Consider the following 16,765-nt stretch of genomic DNA (forward strand, 5'->3'; position numbering starts at 1 on the left):
TTGTGGCGCCATGCCTTGTCTTCGCCGACGATAGACGGCCCGAGCACAAATCTCTGTCATGAGGCTTGACCCCGTGGAATTAAATGCCCTGCGGCCTGAGGCAGGCAAAGCGCACATTGCGAAAAATCAAGGGCGACCAAGGCGAAACGAGGCTGCCGCACATTGTGAGGAGAACCCGCACCTTGGGAAAATGCTTCATAATCCATCGAAACACAACGGCCGCCAGAGGCCGCACGTTGCGGCCTTTTATCCTGCCATCAGCCTTGGCCTGTGGCAAGCGTCCGGTCCTTGCACCGTTGAAGCTGGTGCAATCTCGCGTCATGCCGGCTTCCTCCGTCATGTGGAGGATAGCTGCGGCCCCAATGAGATTCGTCAGCCAGGCGACCCATTCGCCAGATCCGTCACAAAGCTTTGCGTGAACACGCCGGCCGGAAGGACGGCTACGCCAACCTTGCCCTTGTCGTCCTCGGCGTTGCCAGCAGCAGACTTGTCTCGCTGCCGGTTATCCCCGGGATGAGCCGTATCCGCCTAAGCACCGCGTCGAAATCGGTGAGCGACGCCGTTCCGAGTTCGACCACCAGGTCCCAGCGGCCATTGGTGGTGTGAATGGTCGAAACCTCGGCGAGGCCGCCGAGCGCCCGGACCACGCGGTCGGCGGCATGGCCCTCGATCTCGATCATCATCACGCCGCGTATCCGCTGGTCGACCGCGTCGGCGCGCAGCACCACCGTGTAGCCGATGATCTCGCCCGTTTTTTCCAGCCGCTCCATGCGCGCCCTGACCGTGGCGCGCGACACCCCGAGATCGACCGCGAGATCGGAGATGCTGCGCCGGGCATCATGCCTGAGCAGCGTGACCAGCCTTTCGTCGAGCAAGTCCATGATTCTATCCACTTTGACCAAGCTGACTTATCGGATTGATAAATCATTCTTCTCGAAATGCCAATTTCGCCTGTTCATTCTGCCGGGCCGGGATGGTTCATTCCACGCATCAACCGCCCAATCAATTTACAAGGACAACAAGAACCATGCGCTGCAGGATCGTTGGCGCGCCGGTGCAGGACGGCGCCGGCAGGATGGGATGCGAGATGGGGCCGAGCGCGCTGCGCACGGCCGGGCTTGCCTCGGTGCTGTCGGAACTCGGCCACGAGGTCGAGGACTGGGGCGCGGTGCAACCGGCCGCCGTGCGCGCAATCGTCCACGGCAATCTCGCGCTGAAGGCCCTGCCGGAGATTTCCGCCTGGACGGCGGCAATTGCCGAGACCGCCTATGCGGCTTCGCGAGACGCCATGCCGATCTTCCTTGGCGGCGACCACGCGATATCGGCCGGCACGGTGTCGGGCATAGCCCGCCGCGCCGCCGAACGCGGCCGGCCGCTCTTCGTGCTGTGGCTCGACGCACATCCCGATTTCCACACGCTCGATACCACCGTCAGCGGCAATCTGCACGGCGTGCCGCTCGCCTATGCCAGCGGCCGGCCGGGCTTCAACGGTTATTTCCCGGACCTGCCTGTCGCCGTCGACCCTGCCCACATCTGCGTCATGGGCCTGCGCAGCGTCGATCCGGCGGAGCGCCGGGCGCTGAGCGAAGCGGGGGTTACCGTGCACGACATGCGCACCATTGACGAGCACGGCGTTGCACCTTTGCTGCGCGCCTTCCTGGCCATCGTCGAAAAGGAAAACGGCCTGCTGCATGTCAGCCTCGACGTCGACTTCCTCGACCCCTCCATCGCGCCGGCCGTCGGCACCACCGTGCCCGGCGGCGCCACCTTCCGCGAGGCGCATCTGGTGATGGAGATGCTGTCCGACAGCGGCCTGGTCTCCAGCCTCGATCTGGTCGAGCTCAACCCGTTCCTCGACGAGCGCGGCCGCACCGCCACGCTGATGGTCGACCTCGCCGCCAGCCTGATGGGCCGCCGCATCATGGACCGCCCGACCCGCAGCCATTCCGGAAGCATTGCATGACCCAGCCTTCCCGCCTTGCCATCGTCCCCTTCGTCAGCGTCGACCGCATGATGAAGCTGGTGCTGACCATCGGCGTCGAGCGGTTCCTCACCGAACTCGCCGCCTATATCGAGGAGGATTTTCGCCGCTGGGAGCTGTTCGACAAGACGCCGCGCATCGCCTCGCACAGCCATGACGGCGTCATCGAACTGATGCCGACCAGCGACGGCCGGCTATACGGCTTCAAATATGTCAACGGCCATCCCAAGAACATGCGCGAGGGGCGCCAGACCGTCACCGCCTTCGGCGTGCTCGCCGATGTCGGCTCCGGCTATCCGATGCTGCTCACCGAAATGACGATCCTGACGGCGCTGCGCACCGCGGCGACCTCCGCTGTCGCGGCCAAATATCTGGCGCCGAAAGGCGCGCGCTCGATGGCCATCATCGGCAATGGCGCCCAGTCCGAATTCCAGGCTGTCGCCTTCAAAGCGCTGCTCGGCATCGACCGGCTGCGGCTCTACGACATCGACCGCTCGGCTTCGGAAAAATGCGCCCGCAACCTCGCCGGCAAAGGCTTTGACATCACCATCTGCGCCACCGGCCAGGATGCTGTGGAAGGAGTCGACATCATCACCACGGTGACCGCCGACAAGCTGTCCGCCACCATTCTGACCGACAACATGGTCGGTTCCGGCGTGCACATCAACGCGGTCGGCGGCGACTGCCCCGGCAAGACGGAACTGCACCGCGACATCCTTTTGCGCTCCGACATCTTCGTCGAGTTCTCGCCGCAGACGCGCATCGAGGGCGAAATCCAGCAGCTCCACGCCGACCATCCGGTGACCGAGTTGTGGCAGGTGATGACCGGCAAGGCGGAAGGCCGCAAGACGGCGGAACAGATCACCTTGTTCGATTCCGTCGGCTTCGCCACCGAGGATTTTTCCGCACTGCGCTATATCAGAGACCAGCTTCAGGCCACCGGCCTCTACGAGGAGCTCGACCTGCTCGCCGATCCCGACGAGCCGCGCGACCTCTTCGGCATGCTGCTCAGGGCAGCGCTGCAGCCGGCAGCCGCCTGAGGGGCTTCAGCCGCGCAACGGCGCGCAGCTCTCCCGTTCGACGAGCACCGGGGTGAGCACTTCGCGGCGCGAATGCGCCGCCGGCTCGGCAACCCGCTCGAGCAGCAGGCTGACGGCGCGGGTGCCGATCTTCTCGACCGGCTGTGCGATCGTCGTCAGTGGCGGCCAGGTGGTGACGGCATAGGGTATGTCGTCGAAGCCGATCATCGACATGTCGCCGGGGACCCGCAATCCGCGCCCGCGCAGCACTGTCAGCGCGCCCATGGCCATCAGATCGTTACAGGCAAACAGCGCCGTGATCCCCGGCGCCTGCGCCATCAGCCGCTCCATCGCCGTGCGGCCGCCGGCGAAGTGGTAGTCGGAATCCACCACCGAGGCCGGCGGCAGGTCGAGGCCCGCTTCCTGCAGCGCCCTGGCGAAGCCGCGCAGGCGGGCGGGGCTGGAGCTGGAATCGCGCGGGCCGCCGATGACGCCGATCTTCTCGTGACCGAGCCCGGCCAGATAGCGGCCGGCGAGATAGCCGCCATAATCGTGATCGACCAGCACGGAATCGACATTGACCGAATGGATCTCGCGGTCGATCAGCACCGCCGGGACGCCGGGCAGAAGGCTGGAGAACACCCGCGCATGATCGGACGAGCCGGCAAAGATCAGCCCGTCGATCTGCTTGGCCATCAGCACCTGGAGGTAGCGCTCCTCCTTCTCGGCGCTGCCGTCGGAGTTGCACAGGATCACCGTATAGCCGGCAAGGAAGCCGGCATCCTCGATCTGGCGTGCCACGCCGGCGAAGAACGGATTGGAATTGTCCGGCAGCAGCAGGCCGATGGTCTTGGTCTCGCCGCGCCTCAGGCTGCGCGCCAGCGTGTTCGGACTGTAGCGCAAGGCGGCGATGGCCGAATGCACGCGCTCGGCCGTCTCCGGCTCGACATGGCGCGTGCGGTTCATCACATGCGAGACGGTTGCGACCGACACTCCGGCATGGCGCGCGACATCGGCAATCGTCGTCATTTCTTGTCCCCTGACTCGATTAGCCTAATTGATTGGGTAACCGGATGTGTCGCACGCTAGAGCGCAGCTTTCGAGTGTCAATGTTCCTTTGAGCAACCTGCTGAGCGGAGCGATCTGCCGCCAAGAAAAAGCCGCAAGGCTGGGTGCTTGGTGGTCGACCTGTTGTCGCAACCGGATAAGGTTCGAGAGCCGCGAACTGCTCAATCGCCAACCATCGGAACAACGATGCGACTTCTCCTTGTCGAGGACGACCCACGCACCGCCGACTATGTCGTCAAGGGCCTTGGCGAGGCAGGCCATATCTGCGACCTCAGGCGCGATGGCCGCGACGCGCTGTTTGCCGCGACACGCGATGCCTATGACGTGATCGTCGTCGACCGCATGCTGCCCGGCCTCGACGGCCTGTCGATGATCAAGGCGGTGCGGGCAGCGGGCGTGCGCACGCCGGCGATCTTTCTCACCTCGGTCGGCGGCGTCGACGATCGCGTCGAGGGGCTCGAGGCCGGCGGCGACGACTATCTCGTCAAGCCATTCGCCTTTTCCGAACTGCTCGCCCGCATCAACGCGCTCGGCCGTCGCCCTGCGGCGCAGGAGCTGAAGACGACGCTGCGCATCGCAGACCTCGAAATGGACCTGATCCAGCGCCGCGTCACCAGGCAGGGCCAGGCGATCGACCTGCAGCCGCGCGAATTCAGCCTGCTCGAAGTGCTGATGCGCGGCGAGGGCCGCGTCATCACCCGCACCATGCTTCTGGAACGGGTCTGGGATTTTCACTTCGACCCCAAGACCAGCGTCGTCGAAACCCATATCAGCCGGCTGCGCGCCAAGATCGACAGGCCGTTCGAAGCCACGTTGATCCACACCGTGCGCAACACTGGCTACAGTGTTCACGACTGAGGCGCGGCATGACAGAAACTTGCCATGACTGAAGCTTGCCATGACTGAAACGCACTATGACTGAGACAGGCTCTCGCCTGCTGCGCAGCACGCCGTTTCGGCTGGCCCTGACCTTCGCCTTGCTGTTCGTGCTCGCCTTCATCCTGTCAGGCGCCATCGTCTACCAGCTGATGAGCGCGGATCTTGCCGAGCAGCTCGACCAGTCGGTCAAGGAGACCTATTCGGGCGTGGCGGTGACCTATGCCGGAAACGACCGGGAGGATCTGGTTTCGGCAGTCGACAGCCACGCCGCGCTCAGCCCGAGCAAGGAACAGCTGTTCTCGCTCACCGATCCCGCCGGCAATCGCCTGGCCGGGAATTTCACCGCCGCCGACCTTCCCGATGGCTTTTCGGATTTTGCCGCTTCCCTGCCTGGCGTTGCGCCGGACACTATGTACCGCGCCTGGACCGGTTCGGTCGGGCCCAACAGCCTGACAATCGCCTTCTCGCTCTCCGAAACCGAGGAGCTGGAACGCATCGTTTTGATGAGCTTCGGCTGGGCCACCCTGATCATTTCAGGGCTGGCGGTGGCTGGCGGCGCCTTGCTGGCGGCGCGCGTGCAGCGCCGCCTCGACGGCATTGCCACCACCATGGACGATGTCTCCAACGGCCGGCTCGACGCCCGCATTCCACTGCTCGGCAATGGCGACGACATTGACGGCGTCTCGCGCCAGGTCAACGCCGCGCTGGAGCGGCTGGCGGCGCTGGTGGACGGCATGCGCCAGGTCAGCGCCGACATCGCGCATGATCTGAAGACGCCGCTCAACCGGCTGCAGATGATTTTGGAAGCTGCGGCCGACAGGACCGCGCAGGGTGAGGCCGTTGCCGATGAGCTGGCGGAGGCACGTGGGGAAAGCCTGCAGATCAACGATACTTTCGATGCGCTGTTGCGTATTGCCCAGATCGAGGCCGGCGCTCGCAAGGCGCGCTTTGTCGATCTCGACCTCAACGGCGTCATCGATGCCATTGCCGAAATCTACGCCGGTGTCGCCGAGGATGACGGCAAGTCGCTGTCGGCCACGATCGTCCACGGCACCCCATGCCTGGTCCACGGCGACCGCGACCTGCTGACGCAATTGTTTGCCAATTTGGTTGAGAACGCGCTGCGGCATTGCCCCGATGGCACGGCAATCCTTCTATCGGTGCGGCGGCAAGGCGACCGGATTCTGGCTGAGGTCGCCGACAATGGCCCCGGCATCCCTGCGCAGGAGCGCGAAAAAGTGTTCCAGCGGCTCTACCGGCTCGACTCCAGCCGCACCACGCCCGGCAGCGGCCTTGGCCTCAGCCTGGTGCGGGCAATTGCCGACCTGCATGGTGCAACGATTGCGCTGGAGGATCGCCGGCCTGGGCTGGCGGTAATTGTCGGGTTTCCTCGGGCGGAGGGCACCGGTCCCGGCTTGAAATGACAACGCCAGAGCCAGGTCGACCCCACTCCGTCGAGCGAAGCAGCGACGGAGTGGGGGAAGGCGCTCATGAAACGCGAAGTCGCTGACAATTCTCCAAGTTGATGATCGCAGTCGACAAAGGTGGTCGCGATTAGCCTTGCACATGTTTCCACCCGAACGGCTGCGGGTTGATCAAGACGACCGTTGAACCTACCGGCCCACCGCACCCCGGCGAAAATCCGAGGGCGACATCCCCGCCAGCTTGCGGAAGGATTTGTTGAAGGCGCTGAGCGAGCCGAAGCCTGAATCCATGGCGACGCGCAGCACATTGGCGTCTTCATGCATCAAAAGCGCCTGCGCATAGCTCAGCCGCAGCAGGTTCATATATTCGTTGAGCGTCATGCCGGTCGACTTCTTGAAAATGCTCATGGCGTATTTGGGATGGATGTCGGCCGCCGCCGCGATGTCGACGCAGTCTATGTCGTAGAGGAAATTCTCGGCGATGAAGTCGCACATGCGACCGACATTGCGCAGCGATTGCTGGTCGAACGGGCCGCCGGGTTCCTGGCCGATGGCGGTTTCCGGCACCAGCCGGTAGGGCTCGAAGCGCACCCGCTCCAACCGCAGCAGCAGCTCGTTCACGGCGTGCTCGGTTATCGCCGGATCGCCCGAGCGGAAATAGCGGTTCCAGCGTTCGAAATTGTGATGATCGGCCTGGTCGGTCGCCGATGTCACCAGCGTGGCGCCCGTCATCAGCCGGTGGCGGACATCCGTCGGCAGGTGCAGGCGGAAGAAATGCACCAGCGGCAGATGCGCGCCGGCATAGATGGCGTCGTCGGAGAGATCGTCCATCTGGTGCGGCAGCCCGCCCCAGAACAGGCACATGTCGCCCGCCGTGAGCGCGATCTCGTGCTCGTTCATGCGGTAGTGCACGCTGCCGCGGACGATGAAATTGACCTCGACCTGGGCATGCCAATGCGGCTTCAGCATCACCAGCGGATGGTTGTGAAACATCTGCAAAGCCATCGGCAGGCCTTCGACGCTGCTGGCGCCAGGCTGGTAAAACGGCCGTTCCGGCATCTTACTTTCCGCCCATCTTTTATTCCCGTTGTCAGGGACAAGCCTTCCGCGCCGCCTAGTCTAGCCATGCTCGCGAAGAGAGAGCAAATGAAATGGGAGGATTTCAATGCGCACGACACTGATCTGTGCCGCGCTGGCGCTTGGCCTGGGCTCAGCCCCGGCTTTGGCGCAGTCCGGCGAAATTACGATCTGGAGCTGGAATATCGCCGCTTCGTCGCTGAAGGCTACGGTGGCCGGCTTCAACAAACAGTATCCCGACGTCAAGGTCACCGTTCAGGATCTCGGCAACCAGCCGACCTATGACAAGTCGATCGCCGGCTGTGCGGCCGGCGGCGTCGGCCTGCCCGATATCGTCTCGATCGAAAACGGCGAGGCCGAGAACTACTGGAGCCAGTTCCCCGATTGCTTCGTCGATTTGCACACGCTGGGCTACACCGCCGACGACCAGAAGAAATTCCCGGACTTCAAGCGCACCGAACTGGAGGTCGGCGACAAGGCCTATGCCATGCCGTGGGATTCCGGCCCGGTAGCCGCCTTCTACCGCCGCGACTTCTACGAGAAGGCCGGCGTCGATCCGGCCTCGATCAAGACCTGGGACGATTTCATCGCCGCCGGCAAGAAGGTCCAGGCCGCCAATCCCGGCGTCACCATGACCAATGCCGATTTCAACGGCGACACCGAATTCTTCCGCATGATTTCCAACGAACAGGGCTGCGGCTATTTCGCCGCCGATGGGCAGTCGATCACCGTCAACCAGCCGAAATGCGTCGACACGCTGGCCAAGATCAAGGACATGAAGGACGCCGGCATCATCTCGTCGGCCGACTGGGGCACCAAGATCACCAACAACACCGCCGGCACCGTCGCCACCCAGGTCTATGGCGGCTGGTATGAGGGCACCATCCGCACCGAATCCGCCGGCGAAAACGGCAAATGGGGTGTCTACCTAATGCCGAGCCTGACCGCCGACGGCCCCCGCGCGGCCAATCTCGGAGGCTCGTCGCTCGCCATCACCTCAGCCTCGAAGAACAAGGAGGCCGCCTACGCCTATCTGAAATACACGCTCGAGACCAATGAAGGCCAGATCACCATGCTCAGGGATTTCGGCCTAGTGCCGTCACTGATCTCGGCCCTCGACGACCCCTACGTCTCGCAGGGCCTGCCCTATTGGGGCGGCCAGGCAGTGTGGAAGGACATTCTCGCCACGCTGCCCAAGGTGGTGCCGAGCCGCGGCACGCCGTTCCAGAGCGACGCCGAAATCATCATGCGCGCCGTGCAGACCAAATATCTCGGCGGCGGCTATCCCGATGCCAAGGCCGCCCTCGACGACGCCGCCAGCCAGATCGCTTCGGCGACGGGACTGCCGATCAAGTGACCAAGGCGGTGATGCTGGCGGGCCAGATATAGGGCAATTTGCCGGACTGTTGGCGCTGCCCCTCACCTGCCTGCCGGCATCCTCTCCCCGTATAGTGGCGGGGAAAGGGACGCTCTCGCCCAACAGATCGCCAATTGCCGGCGGCGTCCGCCGGCTAACAACACGCCGGATATCAGCCGGGAAAGAGGAAGGAGGAGGAACCATGCGCTACCAGAACGCCACGGCCTATCGCTTCCTCACGCCCTACCTCCTGATCTTCGCCATCTTCTGGGTGTGGCCGATCATCTCCTCGTTCATGATTTCCTTCCAGGCGACGCGCACGGTGCCCTGGCGCTTTGCGCCGACATTCAACTGGGGCCGCCTGATCGGCGACCCCGCTTTCTTCAACGCGCTGAAGAACACGCTGCTCATCCTCGTCATCCAGGTGCCGGTGATGATCTCGCTGGCGATCGTCATGGCGGTGCTGCTGAACTCGCCGCTGCTGAAAGCACGTGGCCTCTACCGCTTCGCCTTCTTCGCTCCGGTGGTGGTCGGCGAGGTCGCCTATTCCGCCGTGTTCCGCCTGATGTTCAATCTCGATTTCGGCATCATCAACAAGCTGCTCGCCGGCATCGGCCTGGCCAAGATCGACTGGTTCTCCAACGTCACCCCGGCCATGGCGCTGATCATGATCGCGGTGACCTGGCGCTGGGCCGGCTACAACGCCATCATCCTGCTCGCCGGCCTGCAGTCGATCCCCGAGGATGTCTATGAGGCGGCGACGCTCGACCGCGTCAGCAAGCTCAAGCAGTTCTTCTACATAACGCTGCCGCTGCTCAAGCCGGTCATCGTGTTTTGCGCCGTGCTGTCGATCATCGGCACCATGCAGCTTTTCACCGAACCGTTCCTGATCACCGAGCGCGGCGGTCCCGGCGGCGGCACCGAGACGCTTGGCCTGCTGCTCTACCGCCAGGGTTTTCGCTCGCTCAATTTCGGCTACGCCTCGGCCGTGGCCTACACGATGGCGGGGCTGGCCATCGCCATCACGCTGGTGCAGCTGTGGCTGACAAGAGAGCCGAAATGAGTTCGCTGTCGCAACGCCGGCTCGGCCGCAGCGTCCTGCTGCATCTGGTCCTGACACCGCTGGCGGTGATCTGGCTGTTTCCGCTGTGGATGATGGTGGTGTTTTCGACCATGCCCGACAACGGCATTTTCAGCCCCGGCATCGAGCTTCTGCCGCACGGCAATTTCGTCGACAATTTCAACAACCTGCAGCGCGACACCAATTTCGTCGGCGCTATCGGTATTTCGGTGGCGGTGGCGGTGACCTACACCTTCTTCTCGGTGCTGCTGACCTCGATGGCCGGCTGGGCGCTCGCCCGCTATCAGTTCTTCGGCAAGGGCGCGGTGGTGGCGATCATCCTCGGCACCATCACGCTGCCCTATGCGGTGGTGCTGATCCCGCAATTCATCATGGTGGCGCGCGACTTCCAGCTCGCCAACACCTGGATTGCGCTGATCGTGCCACCCTTGTTCAATTCGCTGGGCGTGCTGTTCATGCGCCAGGCTTTCTCGATGATGCCGGCCGACCTTTTCGACGCGGCACGTGTCGAGGGCGTCAAGGAATGGCGTATCTTCCTGTTCGTCGCTTTGCCGCTGGCGCGGCCGATGCTGGCGGCGCTCGCCATCATCCTGTTCCTCGCCTCGTGGAACAATTATCTCTGGCCGCTTTTGATCAACAGCCAGCCCGGCGCGATGACGGCCCCTGTGGCGCTCGGCACGCTGATCGGCCTGACCAAGGTCTCATGGGGCGGCATCATGGCCGGCGCCGTCATGCTGACCGTACCGATGCTGGTCGTCTTCGTGCTGCTGCAGCGCCATTTCATCGCCGGCATCGCCGCCGGTGCCGTCAAGTAGGGACAACAGCGATATGGCGGCAGTCACCCTCACCAATGTCGTAAAACGCTTCGGCGTCTATGAGATCATCCATGGCGCCAACATCGATATCGCCGATGGCGAGTTCGTCGTCTTTGTCGGCCCGTCGGGTTGTGGAAAATCGACGCTGCTCAGGATGATCGCCGGGCTGGAGGATATCAGCGGCGGCGAGATCGCCATTGGCGGCAAGGTGATGAACGATGTCGAGCCGGCCGAGCGCGGCATCGCCATGGTGTTCCAGTCCTACGCGCTCTACCCGCACATGAGCGTGGAGCAGAATCTGAGCTTTGGCCTCAGGATGACCGGCAACCCCAAGGAGGACACCGAGCGGCGGGTGAAGCGGGCCTCCGAAATCCTGCGCATCACAGAGTTGATGGCGCGGCGGCCGAGGCAATTGTCCGGCGGCCAGCGCCAGCGCGTCGCCATCGGCCGCGCCATCGTGCGCGAACCGCAAGTCTTCCTGTTCGACGAGCCGTTGAGCAATCTCGACGCCGAGCTGCGCGTCCAGATGCGGGTCGAGATCTCGCGCCTGCACAAGGAGCTCGGCACGACGATGATCTATGTCACCCACGACCAGACCGAGGCGATGACGCTGGCCGACCGGATCGTGGTGCTGCGCGGTGGCCATGTCGAGCAGATCGGCCGGCCGCTCGATCTCTACGACAATCCCGACAACCAGTTCGTCGCCGGCTTTGTCGGCTCGCCGAAGATGAATTTCATCAAGGGCCGCGTCGTCGGGCGCAACACGAGCAGCGTCACCGTCGAGCTGGTGGGCGAGGAAAAGACCCGCATTATGCAACCATTGACCGGCGCCGTGCCGCAAACAGGAGCCAAGGTCATTGTCGGCGTGCGGCCCGAACATTTCGGCAATGGCGGCGAAGGCGACGCCGACCTCACCGTCGGCATCGACGTGGTCGAGCATCTCGGCGGCACCAGCTTCATCTATGCCAGGACCGCCCATGGCGAAGACCTGGTGATCCAGCGCGACGCGGCAAAGGTCCCCGACACCCAGGAGATCACCGTGTCCATCCGCAAATCCTATCTGTTCGATGAAAACGGCCAGCGGCTGCGCTGAGCGCTTCCAGCCTTGCAAGGAGAATGACCATGACTGCAACCGCGCCCATCCGTTGGGGGATACTCGGGCCCGGCGACATCGCCAAAGCGTTCGCCCGCGGCGTGGCAGGCTCGCGCACCGGCACGATCGTGGCGCTCGGCGCCCGCAATCCCGGCAAGGCAGGCTTGGCCGAGACGTTTCCCGGCGCCCGCATCCTCGACGGTTACGACGCGCTGCTCGCCGACCCCGAGGTCGATGCCGTCTATATCGCCATCCCGCATCCCGGCCATGCCGAATGGGCAATCAAGGCGGCGGAAGCCGGCAAGCATGTGCTGTGCGAAAAGCCGCTGGCGCTGACCGCCTTCGAGGCCGACGCCATGATCCATGCCGCGCGCAAGGCCGGCACCTTCCTCGGCGAAGCGTTCATGTACCGGCTGCACCCGCAGACGGCGAAGCTGGTGGAACTCATCAAGTCGGGCGTCATCGGTGATGTCAGGCTGATCAAGTCGAGCTTCGGCTTCGCCATGCCGGGCTTCATGCCCGAGCACCGGCTCTACGCCAACGATCTCGCCGGCGGCGGCATCCTCGATGTCGGCGGCTATCCCGTCTCGATGGTGCGGCTGATTGCCGGGGCTGCGACTGGAAAACCCTTCGCCGAGCCGGACAAGGTTGTCGGCACCGCCCATCTCGGCAAGTCCGGCGTCGACGAATGGGCCTCGGCGCTGCTGCATTTTCCCGGTGGCATCGTCGCCGAGGTATCCTGCAGCATCTCGCTCAAACAGGAAAATGTGCTGCGCATCCTCGGCACCAAGGGCCGCATCGAGGTGCCGGATTTCTGGTTCGCCGGCGGCGGCAACCGCGATGGCGGCCCTGGCCGGATCGATGTAATCCTCGCCGACGACACGCGCGATACCATCAGCGTCAACGAAACCCGCCATCTCTATTCCTTCGAGGTCGACGCCGCCGGCGAGGCGATCCTGGCCGGCAAACAGGAGTTCGCCTGGCCGGGCATGAGCTGGGCCGACAGCCTCGGCACGCTGCGCGTCCTCGACAGATGGCGCGCCGCCGTCGGGCTCGAATATGAGATCGAAAAGCCGGCTAAGCGAACCAACACCATTTCGGGCCGGCCGCTGCGCACCGGCGGCACGGCCATTGGCAAGCGCAAGATTCCGGGCCTGTCGAAGCCGGCCTCCGTGGTGGCGCTCGGCTTCGAGGATTTCCGCACCTTCTCGTCGGGCGCAATCCTGCTCGACGCCTTCTTCGAGACCGGCGGCAATCTGTTCGATACCGGCTATGTCTACGGCGCCGGCTACACCGAAACGCTGCTTGGCCAGTGGCTCAGGAATCGCGGCGTGCGCGAGCAGTCGGTGATCATCGCCAAGGGCGCCCACTCGCCGCTCTGCTATCCCGATGTCATCGGCAAGCAGCTCGCCCAGTCGTTGGACCGGCTGCAGACCGACCATGTCGACCTCTATTTCATGCACCGCGACAACCCGGATGTGCCGGTCGGCGAATTCGTCGATGCGATGGACGCCGAGGTCAAGGCCGGCCGCATCCGTGGCCCGTTCGGCGGCTCGAACTGGACGATGGCGCGCATGGACGAGGCGATTGCCTATGCCGAGCGCACCGGCAAGCAGAAGCCCGGCGTGCTCTCCAACAATTTCTCGCTGGCCGAGATGCTGGAGCCGATCTGGGCCGGCTGCATCACCTCGTCGACCGACGACTGGAAATCCTGGCTGACGAAAAGGCAGATGCCCAACTTCGCCTGGTCGAGCCAGGGCCGCGGCTTCTTCACCGACCGCGCCGGCCGCGACAAGCAGGACAATGAGGAGCTGGTGCGGGTCTGGTATTCCGAGAAGAACTTTGGCCGCCGCGACCGCGCCATCGAGCTGGCGCAGCGCCTGGGCAAAAGTCCGATCCATATCGCGCTCGCCTATGTGCTGGCGCAGCCTTTTCCGTCGGTGCCGTTGATCGGCCCGCGCACGCTGGACGAGTTGGAGGACAGCTTGAAGGCGCTGGATATCAAGCTGTCGGCGGAGGATGTGGCGTGGCTGGATAGCGGGCCGGAAAGGCGGCGGGCTTAGCAGCTAATCTCCCCCCTTGAGGGGGAGATGTCGCCGAAGGCGACAGAGGGGGTCGCCTCGCGTGGAGCGCTAACCTCCTTCTGCAGCGGCAGGTAGGCCGAGCCCAGTCGAACTGACCCCCTCTGGCCTGCCGGCCATCTCCCCCTCAAGGGGGGAGATTAGCAGCTCATGCGTTCCACCTACCGATCGATCCGTGTCGACAAAATAATCGACGACGACGTCCGCTCGACCCCGTCCATCGCCCCGATCTCGTCCAGCAACGCATCCAGATCCCTGATCGACGGCGCGTCGACGATGACGATCATGTCGAAATTGCCGCTCACCGAGTGCAGCGTCCGTACCGGCGTCAGCGCCTGCAGCGCCCGCACCACCTTGTCGGCGAGCTTGGGCGTGACGGTGAGCAGCACATGCGCCCGCACAAGCCCCTGCTCGTAGTCCGGCGCCATCCGCACGCCATAGCCGGTGATGATGCCGCGCTGTTCCAGCCGCTCGATCCGGCTCTGCACCGTCGTGCGCGAAACGCCGAGCTGGCGCGCCAGCTCAGTGGTCGACGCGCGGGCATTAGCGCGTAGCAGGGAAAGCAGTTTTTGTTCGGCGTCACTGAGCATTTCGACGAACCTCGTCGGCGTATCGTTCAATTGCAGGGTTCATTTCGAACGATCCCACGCTTCCTTTCGACAGGCAAGCTGCGATTCTTGAAGGCATCGCGTCCACCGCGCGGCGGTCTGGGCCAAAGAGTTTTCACGAGGGGCAAGGTCATGAAGAAAATCATCGTCGTCGGCGCCGGCAAGATCGGCTCCACCATTGCAGGCATGCTCACCGACAGCGGCGACTACCACGTCACCGTTATCGACCGCGCGGCGGCGCAGCTTGCCGCGGCCGAACTTCCCGCCGGCGTCGAGGGGCTGGAGCTCGATATCGCAGCGCCGGGCGCACTCGAGGCCGCCCTTGCCGGCGCCTTCGCCGTGCTGAGCGCCGCCCCCTTCCATTTGACCACGCGCATCGCCGAAGCGGCCGCCGCCACCGGCGTGCACTATCTCGATTTGACCGAGGATGTCGTCTCGACCCGCCGCGTCAAGGAGCTGGCCAAGTCGGGCAACAGCGCCTTCATTCCGCAATGCGGCCTGGCGCCGGGCTTCATCTCGATCGTCGCCAATGATCTCGCCAGCCGCTTCGACACGCTGGAAAGCGTTCGCATGCGCGTCGGCGCGCTGCCGCAATACCCGTCCAATGCGCTGAACTACAATCTGACCTGGAGCACCGACGGCGTCATCAACGAATATTGCGAACCCTGCGAGGCGATCGTCGAGGGCGAGCTGATCGAGGTGCCGCCGCTGGAGGAGCGCGAAGAGTTCTCGCTCGACGGCGTCACCTATGAGGCCTTCAACACCTCTGGCGGTCTCGGCACGCTGGCCGAGACGCTGAAGGGCAAGGTGCGCACGCTGAACTACCGCACCATCCGCTATCCCGGCCACGCGGCGATCATGAAGGCGCTGCTCAACGATCTCGGCCTGCGCCACCGCCGCGACGTGCTGAAGGACATTTTCGAGAGCGCCCTGCCGGCAACGCTGCAGGACGTGGTCATCGTCTTCGTCACCGTCTCGGGCCGCCGCAATGGCCGCCTGCTGCAGGAAACCTACGCCAACAAGATCTATTCGCAGCGCATTGGCAGCCAGGTGCGCAGCGCAATCCAGATCACCACCGCGTCCGGCATCTGCGCCGTGCTCGACATGCTGGCCGACGGCACCTTGCCGGCGACCGGTTTCGTCAAGCAGGAAGACATCGCGCTGGATGCGTTTCTCGCCAATCGTTTTGGGCGCGCTTATGCGCAGCACGAGATGGTGAGCCGGCTCGCAAGCTGAGCTACTTCACCCTCCCCCTTGTGGGGAGGGTCGGCGCGCAATCGGAGCGAAGCGGAGATGGCGAGACGGGGTGGGGGTGAGCGCCGACGGTTGGCGAGGACCCCCACCCCGCTCCGCTACGCGGATCGACCCTCCCCCACAAGGGGGAGGGTGAAGCGCCCGCTACTTCCGCAGAGCCATCGGTCGTCCGAGCAGAAACCGGATGAAGTTGCCTGCGGTCCGCGGCGCCATGCGGGGCTGCGTCGCCTGTCGTGGCGCGCTTTGCCTTCGCGCTGGCACCTTGGGTTCGACACCCGGTCGGCCCACCGTGAAGGAGGGCCCCGAGACCGGCTTCCCCCTCAACACGTTGGCGGCGTTGTTGTCATGGATGACGATGCACCATTGCGCGCCCTTCGATGCCGCCACGACGGTGTTGAAGCGCGTCGCCATTTTTGCGTGGTGCTCGCGTAGACGCCGCTCATCGCCGGCGATCTCCTTTCGACCAGCGTGCCGAACGCCGACGTGACATAGTCGTGGTGCGTGTAGCGTCCGCTTGCCGTGTCGAAATTCTGGCCGTCCGGAAAGGCAATGTAGAGCGGCTGCAGGTCCACCACACGCTTTTCGATCTCCCGGCGCGCGTAGTGCTCGACGCGCTCCATGAAGGTCGGCGCCAGCGCGTCGTCGCTGTCGAGCCGCGTGAGCGAAACATAGTCGGCATCGGTATCGGCCTGGACGAAGGCATTGAAGCGATCATTGTAATCCTCGCCCGCCTCGACAAGGATCGGCCTGACGTCGACACCGGCCACGCAGCTGCACACGGTGCGAATATAGTTCTCGTGCGTATCGGCATCGAACGCCAGAAGGACGGTAAAATCCTTCAGCGACTGGCCTTCGAGCGACGACGCGCAATAGGTGTCGAACAACGCCAGGCGCTCGACCAGCCAGACCGGGTCGAGATTGGCGCGGCCCTTTCCGTCCCACTGGCTTGGCTTGAAGCCAGCGGCGATGTTGTAGCGTATGGCGATGTATTTCTTCAGGCCGGTGTCCATGGACCGACACTTAGTACA

The 16,765-nt window shown here is 64.2% G+C and carries 15 protein-coding genes; 10 read left to right on the top strand and 5 right to left on the bottom strand.

Going from position 1 to position 16,765, the window contains the following annotated elements:
- Nucleotides 1-440 precede the first annotated feature (440 nt).
- Nucleotides 441-881 carry an Lrp/AsnC family transcriptional regulator gene (locus tag X757_RS147295; protein ID WP_023685065.1) on the bottom strand — a complete coding sequence of 147 codons (441 nt, stop codon included), beginning with the start codon at nucleotides 879-881 and terminating at the stop codon, nucleotides 441-443.
- A gap of 146 nt (nucleotides 882-1,027) precedes the next feature.
- Here X757_RS147295 and rocF point away from each other — a divergent pair, with 146 nt between their 5' ends.
- Both rocF and X757_RS147285 read left to right on the top strand, forming a co-directional pair.
- Nucleotides 1,028-1,963, top strand: coding sequence for an arginase (rocF, locus tag X757_RS147290; protein WP_023706789.1), 936 nt, complete (start codon nucleotides 1,028-1,030; stop codon nucleotides 1,961-1,963).
- Entirely contained in the window at nucleotides 1,960-3,021 is a 1,062-nt protein-coding gene (locus tag X757_RS147285) for an ornithine cyclodeaminase (RefSeq protein ID WP_023692901.1), read from the top strand. The genes rocF and X757_RS147285 overlap by 4 nt, the downstream gene beginning before the upstream one ends.
- A 6-nt stretch (nucleotides 3,022-3,027) precedes the next feature.
- On the opposite strand, the gene X757_RS147280 is transcribed toward X757_RS147285, so the two are convergent.
- Nucleotides 3,028-4,029, bottom strand: a complete 1,002-nt coding sequence (locus tag X757_RS147280) for a LacI family DNA-binding transcriptional regulator (RefSeq protein WP_023726706.1) — start codon at nucleotides 4,027-4,029, stop codon at nucleotides 3,028-3,030.
- Nucleotides 4,030-4,254: 225 nt separating this feature from the next.
- Between X757_RS147280 and X757_RS147275 the strand changes: the two genes are divergently transcribed.
- On the top strand, nucleotides 4,255-4,926 hold the full coding sequence (locus X757_RS147275; protein WP_023726707.1) for a winged helix-turn-helix domain-containing protein: 672 nt from the start codon (nucleotides 4,255-4,257) through the stop codon (nucleotides 4,924-4,926).
- A gap of 56 nt (nucleotides 4,927-4,982) precedes the next feature.
- Complete coding sequence (locus X757_RS147270; protein ID WP_023726708.1) at nucleotides 4,983-6,371, top strand: ATP-binding protein; 1,389 nt, start codon at nucleotides 4,983-4,985, stop codon at nucleotides 6,369-6,371.
- A gap of 189 nt (nucleotides 6,372-6,560) precedes the next feature.
- Here the strand turns inward: X757_RS147270 and X757_RS147265 are convergent, their stop codons facing one another.
- Nucleotides 6,561-7,430: a helix-turn-helix domain-containing protein gene (locus X757_RS147265; RefSeq protein WP_023706782.1), complete on the bottom strand. Its 870-nt coding sequence runs from the start codon at nucleotides 7,428-7,430 to the stop codon at nucleotides 6,561-6,563.
- A 106-nt stretch (nucleotides 7,431-7,536) separates the two neighbouring features.
- Here X757_RS147265 and X757_RS147260 point away from each other — a divergent pair, with 106 nt between their 5' ends.
- The 5 genes from X757_RS147260 to X757_RS147240 all read left to right on the top strand — a co-directional run bounded on the left by X757_RS147260 (nucleotide 7,537) and on the right by X757_RS147240 (nucleotide 13,857).
- Nucleotides 7,537-8,805, top strand: a complete 1,269-nt coding sequence (locus tag X757_RS147260) for an ABC transporter substrate-binding protein (RefSeq protein WP_023726709.1) — start codon at nucleotides 7,537-7,539, stop codon at nucleotides 8,803-8,805.
- Between the two features lie 202 nt (nucleotides 8,806-9,007).
- Nucleotides 9,008-9,868, top strand: a complete 861-nt coding sequence (locus X757_RS147255; protein ID WP_023726710.1) for a carbohydrate ABC transporter permease — start codon at nucleotides 9,008-9,010, stop codon at nucleotides 9,866-9,868.
- On the top strand, nucleotides 9,865-10,701 hold the full coding sequence (locus tag X757_RS147250) for a carbohydrate ABC transporter permease (RefSeq protein WP_023672164.1): 837 nt from the start codon (nucleotides 9,865-9,867) through the stop codon (nucleotides 10,699-10,701). The genes X757_RS147255 and X757_RS147250 overlap by 4 nt, the downstream gene beginning before the upstream one ends.
- A 13-nt stretch (nucleotides 10,702-10,714) precedes the next feature.
- Nucleotides 10,715-11,794, top strand: a complete 1,080-nt coding sequence (locus tag X757_RS147245) for an ABC transporter ATP-binding protein (RefSeq protein ID WP_023726711.1) — start codon at nucleotides 10,715-10,717, stop codon at nucleotides 11,792-11,794.
- A gap of 29 nt (nucleotides 11,795-11,823) precedes the next feature.
- Nucleotides 11,824-13,857, top strand: coding sequence for an aldo/keto reductase (locus X757_RS147240; protein WP_023726712.1), 2,034 nt, complete (start codon nucleotides 11,824-11,826; stop codon nucleotides 13,855-13,857).
- A gap of 179 nt (nucleotides 13,858-14,036) precedes the next feature.
- Here X757_RS147240 and X757_RS147235 read toward each other — a convergent pair whose 3' ends face one another.
- A complete protein-coding gene (locus X757_RS147235; protein WP_023726713.1) occupies nucleotides 14,037-14,465 on the bottom strand; it encodes an Lrp/AsnC family transcriptional regulator in 429 nt (142 codons plus the stop codon).
- Between the two features lie 150 nt (nucleotides 14,466-14,615).
- Here X757_RS147235 and X757_RS147230 point away from each other — a divergent pair, with 150 nt between their 5' ends.
- Nucleotides 14,616-15,719 carry a saccharopine dehydrogenase family protein gene (locus X757_RS147230; protein ID WP_023726714.1) on the top strand — a complete coding sequence of 368 codons (1,104 nt, stop codon included), beginning with the start codon at nucleotides 14,616-14,618 and terminating at the stop codon, nucleotides 15,717-15,719.
- Nucleotides 15,720-16,057: 338 nt separating this feature from the next.
- Here X757_RS147230 and X757_RS147225 read toward each other — a convergent pair whose 3' ends face one another.
- A complete protein-coding gene (locus X757_RS147225; RefSeq protein ID WP_023726715.1) occupies nucleotides 16,058-16,747 on the bottom strand; it encodes a glycosyltransferase in 690 nt (229 codons plus the stop codon).
- Nucleotides 16,748-16,765 lie beyond the last annotated feature (18 nt).

The sequence above is a fragment of the Mesorhizobium sp. LSHC412B00 genome (assembly GCF_000503035.1).
Lineage (GTDB): Bacteria > Pseudomonadota > Alphaproteobacteria > Rhizobiales > Rhizobiaceae > Mesorhizobium.